The following is a 17,852-nucleotide window of genomic DNA, read 5'->3' as shown; positions in this document are numbered from 1 at the left end:
CCTGACATGAGCGGCAGCAGGCAGGAAGCCGCCTCGCTCATCAGCGCCCTGACCCGTCATGTCGCCGACTTCCCGATCGCCGGCGTCGATTTCAAGGATCTGACCCCGGTGCTGGCCGATCCGCGTGGGCTGGCTGCCGTCACCGATGCGCTGGCCGAGGTGGCCGACGGGGTGGACCTGATCGCCGGGGTGGATGCCCGGGGATTTCTCCTGGGTGCCGCGGTCGCGCTCAAGATGGGCACCGGGGTGCTGGCGGTCCGAAAGGGTGGCAAGCTGCCGCCGCCGGTGCACACGGTGCAGTACGACCTGGAGTACGGGTCGGCGACGCTGGAGATCCCCGCCGACGGTATCGATCTGGCCGGCCGCAGCGTTCTGGTGATCGACGATGTGCTGGCGACGGGCGGCACGCTGGTCGCGGCGGCCCAGGTGCTGGAAAAGGGCGGTGCCCGGGTGACCGGCGCCGCGGTGGTGCTCGAACTGACCGCGTTGAACGGACGCGCCGCGGTGCAACCGCTGCAGGTCACCAGCCTCATCATCGACTGAGGGCTATTGTCGAAATTTCAGACGGAGAACTTCAGGCTGAGAACTCCCACCGGCTAGGAGGTGAACATGGCGGACGAATCCGGCAACGGCCAGGCCGTCGCGCCCGCGCCCGCGGGCGAGGTGACCTCGCCGGACACCTCGAAGATCAGCGCATCGCGACGCGTCCGCGCGCGGCTGGCGCGCCGGATGACCTCGCAGCGCAGCCTGGTGAACCCGGTGCTCGAACCGCTGGTCGCGGTGCACCGGCAGTTCCACCCGAAGGCCGATCTGGCCATCCTGCAGCGCGCCTACGATGTCGCCGAGGAGCGTCACGCCGACCAGCTGCGCCGCTCGGGTGACCCCTACATCACCCATCCGCTGGCGGTCGCCAACATCCTGGCCGAACTGGGCATGGACACCACCACGCTGGTGGCGGCGTTGCTGCACGACACCGTGGAGGACACCGGCTACTCGTTGGAATCCCTGACCGACGACTTCGGCAGCGAAGTCGGCCATCTCGTCGACGGGGTGACCAAACTCGACAAGGTGGCCCTTGGCAGCGCCGCCGAGGGCGAGACCATCCGCAAGATGATCATCGCGATGGCGCGTGACCCACGGGTGCTGGTGATCAAGGTCGCCGACCGGCTGCACAACATGCGGACGATGCGCTTCCTGCCGCCGGAGAAGCAGGCGCGCAAAGCCCGTGAGACTCTGGAAGTCATTGCGCCACTGGCGCATCGGCTTGGAATGGCGACGGTCAAGTGGGAGCTGGAGGATCTGTCGTTCGCGATCCTGCATCCCAAACGCTATGAGGAGATCGTACGGCTGGTGGCCGACCGGGCCCCGTCGCGCGACACCTACCTGGCCCGGGTGCGCGCCGAGATCGGTTCATCGCTGGCCGCCATGAAGATCAATGCCTCGGTGGAGGGCCGGCCCAAGCACTACTGGTCGATCTACCAGAAGATGATCGTCAAGGGCCGTGACTTCGACGACATCCACGACCTGGTGGGCGTCCGGATTCTGTGTCACGACATGCGGGACTGCTACGCGGCCGTGGGTGTGGTGCACTCGTTGTGGCAGCCGATGGCGGGCCGCTTCAAGGATTACATCGCCCAGCCGCGCTACGGCGTCTACCAGTCGCTGCACACCACGGTGATCGGCCCCGAGGGTAAACCGCTGGAAGTGCAGATCCGCACCAACGAGATGCACGACACCGCCGAGTTCGGTATCGCCGCGCACTGGCGCTACAAGGAGGCCAAGGGGCGCAACGGCTTACCGGCGGGCGGTACCTCCACCGAGATCGACGAGATGGCCTGGATGCGCCAGCTCCTGGACTGGCAGCGGGAAGCCGCTGACCCCGGTGAGTTCCTGGAGTCGTTGCGCTACGACCTCGCCGTGCAGGAGATCTTCGTCTTCACCCCCAAGGGGGACGTGGTCACCCTGCCCACCGGCTCCACGCCGGTGGACTTCGCCTACGCCGTGCACACCGAGGTGGGCCACCGTTGTATCGGGGCCCGGGTGAACCACCGGTTGGTGGCGCTGGAACGCAAACTCGAAAACGGGGACCAGGTCGAGGTTTTCACCTCCAAGGCGGCCAACGCCGGGCCGTCGCGGGACTGGCAGACCTTCGTGGTGTCGCCGCGCGCCAAGGCCAAGATCCGGCAGTGGTTCGCCAAGGAGCGCCGCGAAGAGGCGCTGGAAGCCGGCAAGGACGCGATCGTCAAGGAGGTGCGCCGCGGCGGACTTCCGTTGCAGCGGTTGATGAACGGCGATTCGATGAGCTCGCTCGCGCGCGAGTTGCACTATGCCGACGTCTCCGCGCTCTACACCGCGGTCGGCGAGGGGCACACCTCGGCGCGCCATGTGGTGCAGCGACTGCTGGCTCAGCTCGGCGGCGACGAAGAGGCCGAGGATGAGATCGCCGAACGGTCCACCCCGGCGACCATGCCGGTCCGGCAACGCACCAGCGACGATGTCGGCGTGTCCGTGCCGGGTGCGGCGGGGGTGCTGACCAAGCTGGCCAAGTGCTGCACCCCGGTACCCGGCGACGTCATCATGGGATTCGTCACCCGCGGCGGCGGCGTCAGCGTGCACCGCACCGACTGCACGAATGCGCAGTCGCTGCAGGACCAGTCCGAGCGCATCATCGAGGTGCAGTGGGCGCCGTCGCCGTCCTCGGTGTTCCTGGTCGCGATCCAGGTGGAGGCACTCGACCGGCACCGTCTGCTCTCCGATGTGACCCGCGTCCTCGCCGACGAGAAGGTCAACATCCTCTCGGCGTCGGTGACCACCTCCAACGACCGGGTGGCGATCAGCCGGTTCACCTTCGAGATGGGTGACCCGAAACATCTCGGGCACGTGCTGAACGTGGTGCGCAATGTCGAGGGTGTCTACGACGTGTATCGGGTCACCAGCGCCGCCTAACGCCGGTCCAGCACCGCGCGCAGAAAACTGCGGGTGCGCTGCTGTTCGGGGTCGGTGAACAACTTCTCCGGTGTACCGTCCTCGACGATCCGACCCTGGTCGAGCATCATCACCCGATCCGAAACCTCACGGGCGAAATCCATCTCGTGGGTCACACACAGGAACGTGATGTCGGTGCTTGCGGCGATGTCCTTGAGCAGGGCCAGCACACCGGCCACCAGTTCGGGGTCCAGCGCCGAGGTCACCTCGTCGAGCAGCAGCACATCGGGTTGCATCGCCAGTGCGCGCGCGATCGCCACCCGTTGCTGCTGTCCGCCGGACAACTCGGAGGGATGCGCCCCCGCCTTGTCGGCCAGCCCGACCAGGTCCAGCAGGCGGCGTGCGCGGTCCTCGGCTTCATCGGTGGGCAATCCCAGCGCATGTCTGGGCGCCTCGGTGATGTTCTGCAGCACTTTCATGTTCGGGAAGAGGTTGAACTGCTGGAACACCATGCCGATCCGTTTGCGCAGTGCCCGGAGGTGGCCCTCGTCGGCCGGGATCTCGCGGCCCTTGCGCGACATGTGGCTCAAGCAGGTGCCGTCCAGGTAGATCCGGCCCTCGCTGACCCGTTCCAGCGTCATCAGGAGTCGCAGAATCGTGGTCTTCCCGGAGCCGCTCGGACCGATCAGGCTGACGAACTCGCCAGGCCGGACTTTCAGGTCGAGGTGCTCGAGCACCACGTGATCGGCGAACCGTTTGTGCACGCCCGCGAATTCGATCATCTCAGTTGCTGTAGCTGACACGCCTCTCCAACCATCGAACGAGCAGTGACGCCGAGTAGCTCAGCACCAGGAACAGGACACCGGCAATGGTGATGGGCTCGACATACCGGAAGGCCCGCGAGCCAACCTGGTTGGCGACGCCCACGATGTCGAGAACACCGATCATCAACAGCAGGGGAGTCTCCTTGAGCATCGAGATCGTGTAGTTGCCGAGAGCGGGCAGCACCCGCGGGATGGCCTGCGGCAGGATCACCGCGGTCCAGGTGCGCCGGACCGGCAGGCTCAGCGCCACGGTCGCCTCCCACTGACCGCGCGGCACCGCCTCGATGCCGGCCCGGTAAACCTCGGCGGTGTAGGTGGAGTAATGCAGTCCGATCGCGACGATACCGGTGGTCAGCGGGTCGAATTTCACACCGAAGCTGGGAAGGACGAAGAAGAAGAAGAAGATCTGCACCAACAGTGGTGTGCTGCGCACGAATTCGATAAAGGCCCATACCGGGGTGCTGACCAGGCGGTTGGGCACCGTGCGCAGCAGGGCCAGTGCCAGTCCGAGCGAGTAGGCCATGATGGAGCCCAGCACGGTCGCCACGAGTGTGGTGCGCAGACCGTCGACCACGATGATGGGCAGCACTTCCCGTGCGTAGTCCCAGTCCCAGATCATCGGACCGACCGTTCTGGGACCTTGCCCGGTCTGGCGAATAGTCGGCGGCGCGGGAGCTCGCGGCCCACCAGGCGTGCTGCGCGGCGTTCGAGGTCGCGCATCCCGAAGGTGATGGTGACCGCAAGCGCCAGATAGAACAACAGCACCAGCGTCCAGATCAGCGCCGCCTCCGAGATGAAGTTGTTGATCAGCACCTCGCGCGCCTGATAGGTCATCTCATGCACCGTGATCATGGTCAGCAGCGCACTGCTCTTGAGCAGCTGGATGAACAGATTGTTGAACGGCGGCACCATCTCGACCAGTGCCTGCGGCAGTATGACGCGCCGCATCCGTTGGGCTGGAGTGAGATTCAGTGCGATGCAGCCCTCATACTGAGCTCGCGGCACGGACTGGACGGCACCGCGCACGATCTCGGCACCGTACGCGCCGTGGTTCAGCCCGAGCACCGCGATGCCGGCAACCAGCGGCACGATCTGATAGCCCACCAGCACCGGAAGCACGAAGTAAATCCACATCAACTGCACGACTTCGGAGGTGCCACGCCACACTTCGACGTAGATGCGGGCGAGCGACCGGATGATCCTGGACCGTGACAGCATCGCCAACCCGGCGGCGAAGGAGAGCACGGTGGCGATGAGGATACCGCCGACGGTCGCCTCGACGGTCAGTAGCAGCCCGCGGGCAATGGTGTCGACGAAATACCCGAGGTTGTCGAACATACGGCGGCCGGCTCAGGGGGCCTTGCAGAGTTCCTCGGTAGTGACACCCTCGGGCACCAGGTTGTCGGCGGTGAATCCGAACGGCGCCACAATCTCCAGCCAGCCGCCGCTGTCCTGCAGCTTGGTCAGCTCGGTGTTGAATTGCGACACGAGTTCGTCGTCGCCCTTGCGGAAAACGAAACCGCCGGCCTGGATCTGCTCCCTGCCGCCGACCACCGGCACGAATCCCTCGGTGATCTCCAACGGAGTCCCGGGATTGTCGGCCAGTAACCGGCGCAGCGAGATATCGGTGAGCGCCCCGCAGTAGGCCCGCTGGTCGAGCAACGCCTGGAACAACTCCGGCTGGCCTTCGTAGGGCTGAATATCGCCGGCCGGGATGCTGAGATCGCGGGCTACGGCCTCCTCCACAGTGCCCGACAGCACGGCGATGGGCACGCCCTTGGCTTTCACATCGTCGAAGTTGTTCACCTGCTGGGGATTTCCGGCGGGCACCAACAGCGCGGTCGGAGTCACGTAGTCGACGGCGGAGAACTGCGCGTTGGCGCACCGGTCCGGCAGTATCGCCATACCGGCGGCAACCATGTCGTACTGGCTGGCGTTCAATGCCGGGATGAGCTGCCCGAACTCCACCTGGGTTGCTTCCACCTGGTCGATACCCATCGCCCTGAAGACGGCCCGGGCGACCTCGGGGGCCTCACCGGTGACCTCACCGTTCTCGGTGTACCCGTACGGCACCTCACCGGCAATGCCGATCTTGACGGTGCCGGCATCCTTGATCCGTTGCAGGGTTCCGCCCTCACCGGCTTCGGGCACCTTGCTGCATGCCGCCAGTAACGCGGCCGCTCCGGTCGCCGCGCCCGCTCTGAACAGATCCCGCCGTGTCCAATTGATCATCGTCAGTCCTCGCGCCACGTTCACATCAGTTTCGACCCACAGTTCGCATCGAAGGTATGCCGATCATCGGTTGAGGTCAAAACTTTCCGGTTCGCCCGGCGTGCCGCAGACGCCACCCCGCAGCGCTGCGGTCTGCGATAATCGCTGGGTGCGTACTGCTTTTGCCGTGATCGGCGCCGCTGTGGCGATGCTGCTGGTCGGCTGCGGGTCCACCATCAAGCCCGAGGGCGCCGCGCAATCGGTGACCGACCTGGTCTCCAAGGAGACCGGTTTCACCCCGACGGATGTTGCTTGCCCGGACGGCGTCAAGGCGGAGGCGGGCACCGAGTTCGAATGCACGTTCACCGGTCCGGACGGCGACTACGTCGCAGGAGTCAAGGTCACCAAGGTCGAGGGTGAGAACGTCGAGTTCTATATCCAGTCCAAGCTGAAGGACAGCTGACCCACCGCGCTCACTGCACCCGCACCGTCTCGATGGTGACCGGGGTGGCCGGTTCGCCGTCATCGCTGCCGTCACCGACGCCGCCGGCGGCGATCTTGTCCAGCACCGCGAGCCCGGCGTCGTCGATGGTGCCGAACACCGTGTAGGTGGGCGGTAGTTCGGAGTCCTGGTACACCAGGAAGAACTGGCTGCCGTTGGTGCCGGGCCCGGCATTGGCCATGGCCAGGGTGCCACGGGGATAGATCACCGGGATCTTCATCGCGGGATCTGTCAGCCGGTACTGGTTGGTCGGGTACTCGTTGGGAAACTGATAGCCCGGCCCGCCCTTGCCGGTACCCAGCGGGTCGCCGCACTGCAGCACCCCGAGCTCGGCGGAAGTGGTCAGCCGGTGACAGTCGGTGCCGTTGAAGTAGCCCTTCTGCGCCAGGCTGGCGAAGTTGTTGACCGTGCACGGGGCCTGCGCGTTGTTCAGCCGCACCCCGATCGCCCCGCGGTCGGTGGTGATCACGCCGGTCACGGTCGCCGGCGTCGTCGGTACCCGGCCCATCCTCGGCGGCGCGACCGGCCTGGCGGCGGGCTCCGAGGTCGCGAGGTACTGGCAGTTGGAGCCTGGCGCGGTACGCGGTGCGAACGGCGGCAGCTCTTCGGCGGCGATGCCCGGCGCGGCGGTGTAGCCCGGCGAGGCCGGGTCGTACTGGCGGATGTCCTCGACGATCGCCCGCGTCACCACGAACGTGAACACCAACACCAGCGCGCCCAGCACGGTGAGCAGATACCCGATCACCAAACCGGCGATGGCCAGCCCCCGCCCGTCCTCACCACTGCGCTTGATCTGGGACAGCGAGATGTGGCCGAACACGACGCCCAGCGGCGCGAGCAGGAATGCACAGATGAGCGAGGCGATGGCAAGCGCATTGGTCGGCCTCGGCGGAGGCGGATAGCCGTACGCCGGTGGGTAGCCGGGCGGATAGGACCCGTACGGCGGGACGCTCATCGACTCAGTCCAGCTGAATCGTCTTCACCTGAACCTTGGTGGCCGGCGGGCCGTCCTGGCCGCCGCCCTCCACCCCGGCACCGGCGATCTTGTCCAGGGTGGCCAGACCGGTTTCGTCGATGGTGCCGAACACGGTGTAGTTCGGCGGCAACTGCGAATCCTTGTAGACCAGGAAGAACTGGCTGCCGTTGGTACCGGCGCCGGCGTTGGCCATGGCCAACGTGCCGCGCGGGTAGAGCACCGGCTGCTGCAGCGCCGGGTTGTCCGGCTGGTACTGGTTGGTCGGGTACTCGTTGGCGAATTCGTAGCCCGGGCCGCCGGTGCCCTGGCCGGTCGGGTCACCGCACTGCAGGACCGACAGGCTGTCGCTGGTGGTCAACCGGTGGCAGGGGGTGTCGTTGAAGTAGCCCTGCCCGGCCAGGCTGGCGAAGCTGTTGGAGGTGCACGGCGCCTGGGCGTTGTTCAGCATCAGGCCGATGTTGCCCTGGTCGGTGGCCATGCTGACGCTGATCTCGGCCTCGTCCATCGGGATCTTGCCGGTGCGCGGCGGATCGACCTTCCTGCTGGCCTCGCCCGCCGCCGGATACTGGCAGTCCTGGCCGAGACCGGCCGGCGCCACGAAGGGCGGCAGCGTGCCATCTGAGGCGGGCTGCGGGGCCGTCGGGTCCAGGCTGGTGGTCGTCGAAGCGGACGTGGTCTCCGGCGAGTCCTTGCTGGTGATGACCACGGTGGCCACCACCGCGCCGACCACCACGAGCACACCGGTCACCGAGGCGATGATGGTGATCAGACGTTGCCTCTTGGCCCGCTGCTCCCGGCGTTCGAGTTGGCGCTCGAGCTTGCGTTTGGCCGCTGCCCGTCGCTGTTCGTTGGTCGGCACCGCCGCTGTCCTCCTCGGGTCTGCGCAGCGTCGGCCGCGCGTTCACATCGGCACCGAGTGTGCCAGGCGTTTCTGAGTGGCGGCCGTGCGACCCGCGCGAATACCGGTCGGGAAAGTGGTCGTGGGAAACTTGCCCGGTGTTGATCACCGGATTCCCCGCGGGGGTGCTGGCGTGCAACTGCTACGTGCTGGCCCCACACGCCGGAGCCGACGCCGTCATCGTCGACCCCGGTCAGTCGGCGTTCGGCCGGTTGCGTGCCATCCTCGACGAGCACCGGCTCACCCCGGCCGCGGTACTGCTGACCCACGGTCACATCGACCACATGTGGTCGGCGCAGAAGGTGGCCGACACCTATGGCTGCCCGGTGTACATCCATCCGCAGGACCGCGCGATGCTCACCGATCCGATCATGGATCTCAATGCGGCCGGACGAGCGCAGTCGCTGATGCTGGGGTTCGGTAAGCGCGCGGTGTCCGCGTTCTTCTCCGAACCACGCCAGGTCATCGAGCTGGCCGAGGACGGCATGCAGCTCGACCTGGGCGGTATCGCCGTGACGGTGGACCACACGCCCGGACACACGCCGGGATCGGTCTGCTTCCGGTGCGACGGGATGACGTTCACCGGTGACACCTTGTTCAAGGGTGCGATCGGGCGAAGTGATCTGCTCGGCGGTAGCGGCCGTCAGCTGTTGACCTCGATCGTGACAAAACTGTTGGTGCTCGACGACGACACCGTGGTACTACCGGGCCACGGTGAAAAATCCACCATCGGCATCGAACGCCGAACCAATCCATTCCTCGAAGGTCTGACTCTGTGAGTGAATACCGTGACTGATTTCAGGGCGCCGAAGGGCGTGCCGGACTATCTGCCGCCCGACTCCGCCGCATTCGTGGCGGTGCGTGACGGCCTGCTGGGCGCTGCCCGGCGCGCCGGATACGGCGATGTCGAGTTGCCGATCTTCGAGGACACTGCGCTGTTCGCCCGCGGCGTCGGCGAGTCCACCGACGTGGTCAGCAAGGAGATGTACACCTTCGCCGACCGCGGTGAGCGGTCGGTGACGCTGCGGCCGGAGGGCACCGCCGGTGTCATGCGCGCGGTCATCGAGCACGGCCTGGACCGCGGGCAGTTGCCGGTCAAGCTCTGCTATGCGGGCCCGTTCTTCCGGTACGAGCGCCCGCAGGCGGGTCGCTACCGCCAGCTGCAGCAGGTCGGGGTGGAGGCCATCGGCGTCGATGATCCGGCGCTCGACGCCGAGGTGATCGCCGTGGCCGACGGCGGCTTCCGGTCCCTCGGGCTGGACGGCTTCCGCCTGGAGATCACCTCGCTCGGCGACGAGACGTGCCGGCCGCAGTACCGGGAGTTGTTGCAGGAGTTCCTGTTCACACTCGATCTCGACGAGGAGACCCGCCGCCGCGCGGAGATCAACCCGCTGCGGGTGCTCGACGACAAGCGTCCCGCGGTCCGGGAGATGACCGCCGCAGCGCCGCTGATGCTCGATCACCTCTCCGATGTCGCCAAGGCACACTTCGAGACCGTGCTGGCCCACCTGGACGCTCTCGGAGTGCCCTATGTGGTGAACCCGCGAATGGTGCGTGGGCTGGACTACTACACCAAGACCACCTTCGAGTTCGTGCACGACGGACTGGGCGCCCAGTCCGGTATCGGCGGCGGTGGACGCTACGACGGCCTGATGAGCCAGCTCGGCGGGCAGGATCTGTCCGGTATCGGATTCGGGCTCGGGGTCGACCGCACGCTGCTGGCGCTCAAGGCCGAGGGCAAGACCGTCGGCGCCGCCAACCGGGTCGACGTGTACGGCGTGCCGCTGGGGGAGACCGCCAAGCTCGAATTGGCGAAGCTGGCTGCTGCGTTGCGCGCCAACGGTATTCGTGTCGATCTGTCCTACGGTGACCGCAGCCTCAAGGCCTCGATGCGTGGCGCTGACCGATCGGGTGCCGCGATCGCACTGGTGGCAGGGGACCGCGACATCGAGGCGGGCACCGTCGGGGTGAAGGACCTCGGCACCGGCGAGCAGGTCGACATCGCGATCGACGCGGTGGCCGCCGAGGTGCGTGCCCGATTGGGCTGACGAATAGCGTGTGGCCTGGCCGTGCGCGGGTACCCCCCTTACATGGACACACACATGCCGGCTGCGGGACAGCGGCACCGGGTGGCACTCGCGGCGCCGCTGTCGGCATTGGCCGTGACTGTTCTGGTCGCCGGCTGCGCCAGTGACTACCAAGCGCTGGGGACCCACACCGCCCGCGTGCTGATCAACGGCACTGAGGTCGAAGAACGACTGGCCGTCGCGTGCGAGCAGGTCCAATGGGTGTGGTTCATCGAGTCGACACAGGACGAGCCGGGCTTCACCGCGCAGGTTCGGACCGGCGCCACCGTGGATGGGCGATTGGTTCGGCTGCAGAGTCTGGGCGGCTTCACCGGGAGCTCCTGGAACACCACCGGTGCGACACCGTCGGCCGCCACCGACGTGCGGGTCGACGCCGAGGTCGTCGACGGTACGTTCACGATCTCAGGAACCGCCACCGGTTCTTATGACGACGATCCTGCCGAGACCACCACTGCCGACTACGAGATCCGGACGGACTGCTAGCAGGCGGCCGCCAGGTCACCCGATATTCACGGAGCCTGGACCGGACATGCCTCGACCGGCACCGGCATGGTCAGATCGCCGCTTCGCTCGAAGTGAAACGTCACGTCCGCCGACATGGCCGGACGTAGGTCTGCGTCCAACCGCTTCAGGCGTACCGCCGGGTTGCGTGCGTCGCCGACGTTCGGTTCGCCGAAGCCGACGGTCGACTGGGCGGAATGTCGGCGGGGGCGGGGATGGACGCGTGTTCGGCCGCAGACATCGACAACCCGAGTAGTCGCTCGGTGTCGGCGGGACGGTTGTTGGTGACGGTGAAGCGCATGACGCCACCGGCGTCGACCTGCATCGCGCAGCTGCCGGGGACGTAGGCCGGCACGATGTAGGCGTTCTCCACCGAGGTGTCCTCGGTGTCCGTTCCGGAGCCGCGGTTGGAAGAATCCGCGGTCGGGGCGTCGTTGCTGCATCCGCCCATGAGCATCATCAGCGCCACGGTGCCTGCCGACACCGAACCGGTGTTACGGAACCGAGGGGTTCGCATGGCTTTCCTTCCGTCGGGTAAATCTCCATTCCTGTTCGGCCATGGGTTACCCGGCTGGACCGCGTTGATACCTGGTCCGCCAAATTACTGCTGTTCCTCCGCTCAGCCGGCGGGCCAGCGGCGGTCGAGAGCCTCGCGAACGAGGTGGGCGAGCTGATCCAGGCGTCGGCGGTCGGCCGGGTCGAAGCGCTCTGCCGCGACGGCATTTTCCAGTCGCACCAGCCGGTCGGCGATCGCCTCACGGTCGGTCGGCAACACCACCACCCACGCGAGTTCGCGCAACATCGACAGCAATCTGGCCAGTACCGCGGGGTCGCTGGCACCGTAGATCCGGGGTTGATTGCAGACCAGGTCGAGCAGGTCGGGCAGGTCCGGTCGCGCCAGCACCACCCGCACCACGTCCTGTTCGTCGCGCAGCGTTCGTCGCCCCAGGCGGTACCCGGCGAGTGCGCACAGGGTCGCGCTGCAGGAGTTCAGCCCGTGGATGGCGGTGGTGGGATCGTTGATACCGGGGCTCAGGGCACGCACCACCACATCGGTCAGCTGGCGAAGCCCATAGCCGATGTCCTGGGTCGCGGTGCGCTCGATGCCGGTGCACAGTGCGCCGGAAACCCGCTCGCGCAGCGCGGTCAGCCGATCGTCCCCGAGGCCGCCCGACGGGCGCGCCGGCCAGCACAGCGCGACGGGGACCCCCGCCTGGATGTCCGTCCCGACCGGCCGGTCGATCCAGACAATCGCGTCGGCGTCCACCGCTGCCGCCAGCAGTGCCTGCTCGTCGACCTCGACGAGGAAGCCCGACGATCGAGCGGTGACGGTCGCCGCATCGGCGGGCGGGAAGGGCGCAAAGTCCTCGCCCGTGCCGTCATCGAGCGGATCCAGCATCCGGCGGGCGGTGTGTTCGATGTCGGTCGAGACGTGATCGAGCATCGTCTCGATGCGGATCTGGCGGACCAGATGTCCCAGGAACAGCACCAGGCACAGGACGCTGACCATGGCCAGCAGATAGGCGACGGTCACCGCGATCTGCGGGACGAACTCCGCCCCGGAGTCGCTGTCGTTGCGAACGGTCCGCAGCACCGTGAGCGCGTAGACGAAGGTGGCCAAGAAGAGTGCAAGCGTGCGCTGGACGAACCGATCCGATGCGAATGTCCGCAGCAACCGCGGTGTGTACTGACTGCTGGCCAACTGCAGCGTGACGACGGTCAGCGAGAACGTCAGCGAGGTCACGGTGATGAGCGAGGTCGCGACGGCGCCGAGCACTTCCCTGGCCGCGTCGGCCCCTCCACCGAACAGGTAGCTCGACAGGACCGGCGGCATCTGCTGATCGAGCGCACTGTCGAGTTCGGGTAGCGCGACGCCGGCGAAGATCGCCGCCACCACGCCCAGTGCGGGCACCGGCCACAGCCGGCTGCGCCACGCGTCGACAAGTCTGGTGCGACGCTGCTTGACGGCGGCGAGCACGCCGGGCCGGCTGCGGGTGTTCGCACCGCTGTCATGGGCGCGGACATCCGGGTGGTTCATGACCACGAGCATAGGATCCGCTGCGAAATCGACGCTTGCGGTTGGCCGCAGCGGGAACCCCTGCTTCGTGGAACTCGATACCGTGCTTGCGACCGTCGGTCTACTCGGGGTCATCGTGGCGACGATGTCAGCCAAGATGCGTCACCTGCCGATTTCCGAACCGCTGCTCGGTCTGGCGGCCGGGGTCGTGCTGGGGCCGCAGGTCTCGGGCCTGTTGACCATGTCGACGTTGGTCGCCGAGCAGTCCTTGCTACACGAGATGAGCAGAATCCTGCTGGCGATCTCCGTGATGGCGGTGGCGTTGCGTTATCCCTTCGGTGACATCCGTCGGCACGGTCGGGCGATCGCGATCCTTGTGCTGATCGTGCTGCCGACGATGGCCCTGGTGTCGGCAGGCCTGGGGTGGGCCATCCTCGGCATGCCACTGGCGGCGGCTGCGCTCTTCGGAGCGGCGATCAGTCCGACCGATCCCGTTCTGGCGTCCAGCGTCGTGACGGGGGAGGCGGCCGAGAGGGACCTGCCGGCGCGCGATCGTCAACTGTTGTCCCTCGAATCCGGCTCCAACGATGGTCTGGCGTTGCCCCTTGTTCTGGTCGCGGTCGCGGTCGCCGGCCCTCTGGGCCCGGGCGCCGCATTCGCCGAATCACTGTGGCAGGTCGGCGGTGCTGTGGTGCTCGGCGCAGGAGTCGGCTGGCTGGGCGGCAAGGCGCTTCGTCTCGGCGCGCGCCACGGCGCGACATCCAGCGCACCCGCGCTGTTCTTCACCGTAGTGCTCGCGTTGGGGCTGCTCGGTGCGGCCGGACTGGTGAAGGTCGACGGCGTGCTCGCGGTCTTTGTCGGCGGGGTCGCCTTCAATTTCGTGGGCACCGGCAGCGAACGCGCGTCGGAGGTGCCGATAGACGAGGCAGTCAACAGATTCGCGGTGTTGCCGCTGTTCGTGCTTTTCGGCGCTGCTCTGCCATGGCAGCAGTGGCGCGAATTCGGTTGGCCGGGAGCGGTTTTAGTGATGTCGGTTCTTGTACTGCGGCGGGTCCCCATCGTGCTGCTCATGAAGGGGCCGCTGCGCCTGCGGACCCCCGATGCGTTGTATCTGGGGTGGTTCGGGCCGGTCGGAGTGTCGGCGTTGTTCTACCTGACAATGGAGGCCGAACGATGCGGGGCGGACGAGCAGGTTCTGGCCGCGGGATCGCTGGTGTTGGCGGCCAGCACGGTCGCGTTCGGAGTCACCGGGGTGTTCGGTCGCGTGCTCTATCGACGGGCCGCGGCGTCACCCGCGGGCGGGCGTTCGATGGCGCACCGTGATCCACTGCGCCAGTGCGATCACGACGGCGACGGCAACCGTGATGGCGAGTGTCGTCGGGTTCGTGCGGAAAACCATCACCACGAACGGAACCAGCACGAGAAGGTCGAGCGCGATCGCTCCCGCCGGCACCCAGAGTTTGATATCGACGTCACACCTGAGATGACGGATCATCCCCCAATGGATGGCGATGTCCATCGACAGATAGAGCATCGCGCCGAGCGCGGCGATCCGGCCGAGATCGAATGCCGTGGCCGTTCCGATCGCGAGGGCCGAGGTGATGAGTAGCGACTGTCGAGTCACGCTGTCGGGTAAGCCCGGCACCTGGCCCATGTCCCGAAGCATGTCGTAGAGCCTCGACACCGCGAACAGGCTCGCGACCAGGCCCGACACCGTGGCCACGATGGCGATGCCGACGGTCAACCAGACGCCCGCGGGGCCGAAGAGCGGGGCGGCCGCCTCTGCCAGAGCGTAGTCGCGGGCGCGAAGGATCTCGGGCACCGAGAGGCTGCCGGCCACCGCGACGGCCAGCAGCAGATAGATGAGCGTGCACACACCGATGGCGATCACTATGGAGCGGGCAATGTTTCGCTGCGGGTCCCGGATATCGTCGCCTTGATTGGTGATCGTGGTGAAACCCTTGTAGGCGAGGATGCACAACGCGACGCCGGCGAGAAATCCCCACCAGCCGTGGCTCGAGGAGGGCTGGTCATTGCCGCTGAGCGATCGGGGCAGCGCTGAGATGCCGGTGGCCGCGATACCGGCGACCGCCATCACGGCGATGCCGACCAGTTTCACCACCGCGGTCACCGTCACCGCCGATTCCACCACGGTGTTGCCCACCAGATTGACCGTGGCGGCAGCGACGATCGCGGCCACCGCGAGTGCCGCGACCCATACCGCCGAGCCCTGCATGTCGAACGGGCGCAGCAGATACGTACCGAATGTCCGCGCGAGCAGGCCTTCGGCCAGCACCATCGATACGTACATGAAAAGCGAGAACGTTCCGGCCACCACTCCCGGCCCGTAGGCGGCCTTGAGCAGCATCGCGATGCCGCCCGATGACGGATTGGTGCTCGAGTAGCGGATGTAGGAGTAGGAGCTGAATGCCACCACCACCGCCGCTGCGAGAAACGCCCACGGCACAGCCGAGCCCGCGAACTCAGCGACCTGCCCGATCAGCGCAAAAATTCCTGCGCCGATCATCACCCCGGTTCCCAGCGCAACCGAACCCGTCAACGACAGGCTCTTTCCGCCCGCACCCGCCCTCACCGCGCATCCCCGGGGTGCAGGCGACCATGGACTGCCCGGCTCGGGTCACCGGCCGCTGACACTGCTTCCCAGGGCGGAGGACCAGCGGTGAGGAGGCCGATATCGGCGTGACAGACAGGCACCGACACCGGGTTCCCCGCGACGCGGCAACAACAAACACCTGTCGGCGACGGGTCAGCTCCCGGCGCCGAAGATCGCGGTGGACAGCACCGCGTCCATCCCGTGAATGCGTCCGCCGAACGGGTTGCCGCGCTTGAGAACATAGGCACCATGCGGTGTGACGGCCACCAGCTTCGGTGAGCTGGACCCGATCTGCATCCGCTTCTCGAAGCGCACCTGATCCAGCCTGCCGACGACCTGTCCCACCCCATCCCGGTAGGTGCCGTCGCTGCGATCGAAGACGGCCACCGGCACGAAGGCGCTCAACGGTGCCGACCGGATGCGGCGCAGCGACCGGACGGTGAAGACCAGGGCCGCCGCGGCGGCGATGCCGACCGCGAGAATCGCCAGACCCACGAGCAACGGCGGGTTCTTCTCGCTGCCGCCGAGCGCCATCGAGGTCGACACCACACCGAAGCCGCCGAAGACCAGGGTGATGACCAGCAGAACGAACGCCGCGATCTGGGTGAGGCCGCTGCCGCGATCGATCACCAGCACGTGCGGCCCGTCCTCGGCGACCACCAGGCCGCCCTGTTCGGCGAGGATGCGTGGCCCGCCCGGTGAGGTCATGGGAACACTCTAGGGTCGGTGCATGCGAGTTCTGGTGCAACGGGTGACATCGGCACGGGTGGTGGTGGACGGCGCGACCGTCGGGCAGATCGAGCCGGCCGGTCAGGGCCTGCTCGCCCTGGTCGGCATCACCCACACCGACGACGGCGCCCTTGCCGCCAAGATGGCCGAAAAGCTCTGGCGGCTGAGGATTCTCGACGAAGAGCAGGCCGCCGCCGACACCGGTGCGCCGATCCTGGTGGTCAGCCAGTTCACCCTGTACGCGAACACCGTCAAGGGTCGCCGCCCGTCGTGGAACGCCGCCGCGCCCCGCCCGGTCGCCGAACCGCTCGTCGACGCGTTCGCCGATGCCCTGCGTGCGCTCGGTGCGCCGGTGCAGACCGGCGTGTTCGGGGCGCACATGGACGTCGAACTCGTCAACGACGGCCCGGTGACGGTGCTGCTGGAGCTGAACTAGTGGTATGTCCTGCAATTAATTGGTGATTTGTTGGATATGATTCTGACTGTGAGAAAGCCCGTGCCTGCGCTGGAGATGTCTGCTGGACAACGTGAAGTGCTCGAGTCGTTGGCTCGGTCGCAGTCGGGTGCGCATCGGGAGGTGGTGCGGGCGAAGGCGCTGTTGATGGCCGCCGATGGCATGGCCAACACTGCGATCGCTGCGTCGTTGTCGGTGTCGCCGGCCTCGGTGAAAGGTTGGCGTGACCGCTTCGGCGAGGAGGGCTTGGCGAAGCTGGGTCGGGTGCGCGAGGGCCGGGGCCGAAAGAAGACGATTCCGCAGGAGAAGATCGATGAGATCGTGGACCTGACATTGAACTACCGTCCGGCGGGGGAAACCCATTGGAGTTGTCGGACCATGGCCGCAGCCAGCGGGGTATCGAAATCGACTGTGCAGCAGGTGTGGTCGGCGCGAGGTCTTAAACCGCACCGGGTCGAGACATTCAAGTTGTCCAACGATCCGAGGTTCGAGGAGAAGCTGGTCGACGTCGTTGGGCTCTACCTGAATCCGCCTGAGAAGGCGATCGTCTTGTGCGCCGATGAAAAGTCCTCCGTGCAGGCGTTGGACCGCACCCAGGCATCGCTGCCGATGGTCAAGGGGCGAGGCGAGACGATGACCCACGACTACAAGCGTCACGGCACGACCACCCTGTTCGCCGCGCTGAACGTGTTGACCGGCATCGTGATCAGCCAGTGCATGCCACGGCACCGGCACCAGGAATGGCTGACATTCCTCAAGACCATCGACCGGCAGGTGCCCAAGGATCTGGCGATCCACCTCATTCTGGACAACTACGCCACCCACAAACACGAAGACGTCCGAACCTGGCTGGACAAGCATCCCCGGTTCCACCTGCACTTCACCCCGACCTCGTCGTCGTGGCTCAACCTGGTGGAACGCTGGTTCCGTGAGCTGACCGACAAGGCGTTGCGGCGCGGGGCGTTTCACTCCGTTCCCGATCTCGTCGCCTCCATCCAGGAATACATCGACTCACACAACGACGACCCACGGCCCTACGTGTGGACTGCGACCGCGGAGTCCATCCTCGCCAAGGTCGCACGCGGTCGGATCGCCCTCGAAAAAGTCAGCTAAA

The 17,852-nt window shown here is 66.7% G+C and carries 18 protein-coding genes and 1 pseudogene; 9 read left to right on the top strand and 10 right to left on the bottom strand.

Annotated features, from left to right (window positions below; all coding sequences use genetic code 11):
• Positions 1-6 precede the first annotated feature (6 nt).
• Together EXE63_RS31350 and EXE63_RS31345 are read left to right on the top strand one after the other, a co-directional pair.
• The gene (locus EXE63_RS31350) at positions 7-543 is read left to right on the top strand and encodes an adenine phosphoribosyltransferase (protein WP_168145188.1); all 537 of its coding nucleotides are present in this window, start codon (positions 7-9) and stop codon (positions 541-543) included.
• Positions 544-609: 66 nt separating this feature from the next.
• Entirely contained in the window at positions 610-2,946 is a 2,337-nt protein-coding gene (locus tag EXE63_RS31345; RefSeq protein ID WP_168145187.1) for a RelA/SpoT family protein, read from the top strand.
• Here EXE63_RS31345 and ehuA read toward each other — a convergent pair.
• From ehuA to ehuB, 4 genes are read right to left on the bottom strand one after another with little or no spacing between them, the layout of a single operon-like run.
• Positions 2,943-3,707, bottom strand: a complete 765-nt coding sequence (gene ehuA / locus EXE63_RS31340) for an ectoine/hydroxyectoine ABC transporter ATP-binding protein EhuA (RefSeq protein ID WP_168145186.1) — start codon at positions 3,705-3,707, stop codon at positions 2,943-2,945. The genes EXE63_RS31345 and ehuA overlap by 4 nt on opposite strands.
• Position 3,708: 1 nt before the next feature.
• On the bottom strand, positions 3,709-4,368 hold the full coding sequence (gene ehuD, locus EXE63_RS31335; RefSeq protein ID WP_168145185.1) for an ectoine/hydroxyectoine ABC transporter permease subunit EhuD: 660 nt from the start codon (positions 4,366-4,368) through the stop codon (positions 3,709-3,711).
• Complete coding sequence (gene ehuC, locus EXE63_RS31330) at positions 4,365-5,087, bottom strand: ectoine/hydroxyectoine ABC transporter permease subunit EhuC (RefSeq protein ID WP_168145184.1); 723 nt, start codon at positions 5,085-5,087, stop codon at positions 4,365-4,367. The genes ehuD and ehuC overlap by 4 nt, the downstream gene beginning before the upstream one ends.
• A 12-nt stretch (positions 5,088-5,099) precedes the next feature.
• A complete protein-coding gene (gene ehuB, locus EXE63_RS31325) occupies positions 5,100-5,981 on the bottom strand; it encodes an ectoine/hydroxyectoine ABC transporter substrate-binding protein EhuB (protein WP_168145183.1) in 882 nt (293 codons plus the stop codon).
• A 148-nt stretch (positions 5,982-6,129) separates the two neighbouring features.
• On the opposite strand from ehuB, the gene EXE63_RS31320 reads away from it, so the two are divergent.
• Positions 6,130-6,423: a DUF4333 domain-containing protein gene (locus EXE63_RS31320; protein ID WP_234904342.1), complete on the top strand. Its 294-nt coding sequence runs from the start codon at positions 6,130-6,132 to the stop codon at positions 6,421-6,423.
• A 10-nt stretch (positions 6,424-6,433) separates the two neighbouring features.
• Here the strand turns inward: EXE63_RS31320 and EXE63_RS31315 are convergent, their stop codons facing one another.
• Both EXE63_RS31315 and EXE63_RS31310 read right to left on the bottom strand, forming a co-directional pair.
• Positions 6,434-7,417, bottom strand: a complete 984-nt coding sequence (locus EXE63_RS31315) for a peptidylprolyl isomerase (protein WP_168145182.1) — start codon at positions 7,415-7,417, stop codon at positions 6,434-6,436.
• A gap of 4 nt (positions 7,418-7,421) precedes the next feature.
• Positions 7,422-8,297, bottom strand: coding sequence for a peptidylprolyl isomerase (locus EXE63_RS31310; protein ID WP_168145181.1), 876 nt, complete (start codon positions 8,295-8,297; stop codon positions 7,422-7,424).
• Between the two features lie 137 nt (positions 8,298-8,434).
• Between EXE63_RS31310 and EXE63_RS31305 the strand changes: the two genes are divergently transcribed.
• Genes EXE63_RS31305 through EXE63_RS31295 form a run of 3 tightly spaced genes read left to right on the top strand, consistent with a single transcriptional unit; the run spans position 8,435 to position 10,906 of the window.
• The gene (locus EXE63_RS31305; protein ID WP_168145180.1) at positions 8,435-9,115 is read left to right on the top strand and encodes an MBL fold metallo-hydrolase; all 681 of its coding nucleotides are present in this window, start codon (positions 8,435-8,437) and stop codon (positions 9,113-9,115) included.
• A 9-nt stretch (positions 9,116-9,124) separates the two neighbouring features.
• Positions 9,125-10,384 (top strand): histidine--tRNA ligase, encoded by a 1,260-nt coding sequence (gene hisS, locus EXE63_RS31300; protein WP_168145179.1) that lies wholly within the window; start codon positions 9,125-9,127, stop codon positions 10,382-10,384.
• A 42-nt stretch (positions 10,385-10,426) separates the two neighbouring features.
• Positions 10,427-10,906 (top strand): lipoprotein LpqH, encoded by a 480-nt coding sequence (locus EXE63_RS31295; RefSeq protein ID WP_168145178.1) that lies wholly within the window; start codon positions 10,427-10,429, stop codon positions 10,904-10,906.
• A gap of 145 nt (positions 10,907-11,051) precedes the next feature.
• Here the strand turns inward: EXE63_RS31295 and EXE63_RS31290 are convergent, their stop codons facing one another.
• The gene (locus tag EXE63_RS31290) at positions 11,052-11,441 is read right to left on the bottom strand and encodes a hypothetical protein (RefSeq protein ID WP_234904341.1); all 390 of its coding nucleotides are present in this window, start codon (positions 11,439-11,441) and stop codon (positions 11,052-11,054) included.
• 102 nt (positions 11,442-11,543) lie between these two features.
• Entirely contained in the window at positions 11,544-12,962 is a 1,419-nt protein-coding gene (locus tag EXE63_RS31285; protein ID WP_168145177.1) for a DUF2254 domain-containing protein, read from the bottom strand.
• Positions 12,963-13,029: 67 nt separating this feature from the next.
• Here EXE63_RS31285 and EXE63_RS31280 point away from each other — a divergent pair.
• A pseudogene (locus tag EXE63_RS31280) lies at positions 13,030-14,244 on the top strand (cation:proton antiporter domain-containing protein); the annotation flags it as partial.
• Here EXE63_RS31280 and EXE63_RS31275 read toward each other — a convergent pair.
• Complete coding sequence (locus EXE63_RS31275; RefSeq protein WP_234904340.1) at positions 14,230-15,501, bottom strand: APC family permease; 1,272 nt, start codon at positions 15,499-15,501, stop codon at positions 14,230-14,232. The pseudogene EXE63_RS31280 and the gene EXE63_RS31275 sit on opposite strands and share 15 nt — an antisense overlap.
• 207 nt (positions 15,502-15,708) lie before the next feature.
• The gene (locus EXE63_RS31270) at positions 15,709-16,263 is read right to left on the bottom strand and encodes a hypothetical protein (RefSeq protein ID WP_168145176.1); all 555 of its coding nucleotides are present in this window, start codon (positions 16,261-16,263) and stop codon (positions 15,709-15,711) included.
• Positions 16,264-16,285: 22 nt separating this feature from the next.
• Here EXE63_RS31270 and dtd point away from each other — a divergent pair, with 22 nt between their 5' ends.
• On the top strand, positions 16,286-16,720 hold the full coding sequence (gene dtd / locus EXE63_RS31265) for a D-aminoacyl-tRNA deacylase (RefSeq protein ID WP_168145175.1): 435 nt from the start codon (positions 16,286-16,288) through the stop codon (positions 16,718-16,720).
• 48 nt (positions 16,721-16,768) lie between these two features.
• Positions 16,769-17,851 (top strand): IS630 family transposase, encoded by a 1,083-nt coding sequence (locus tag EXE63_RS31260; protein WP_168145174.1) that lies wholly within the window; start codon positions 16,769-16,771, stop codon positions 17,849-17,851.
• Position 17,852: the final 1 nt, after the last annotated feature.

This window comes from Mycolicibacterium frederiksbergense, assembly GCF_012223425.1.
Classification (GTDB): Bacteria; Actinomycetota; Actinomycetes; order Mycobacteriales; family Mycobacteriaceae; genus Mycobacterium; species Mycobacterium frederiksbergense.
This window is presented reverse-complemented; position numbering and strand designations above follow the sequence as displayed.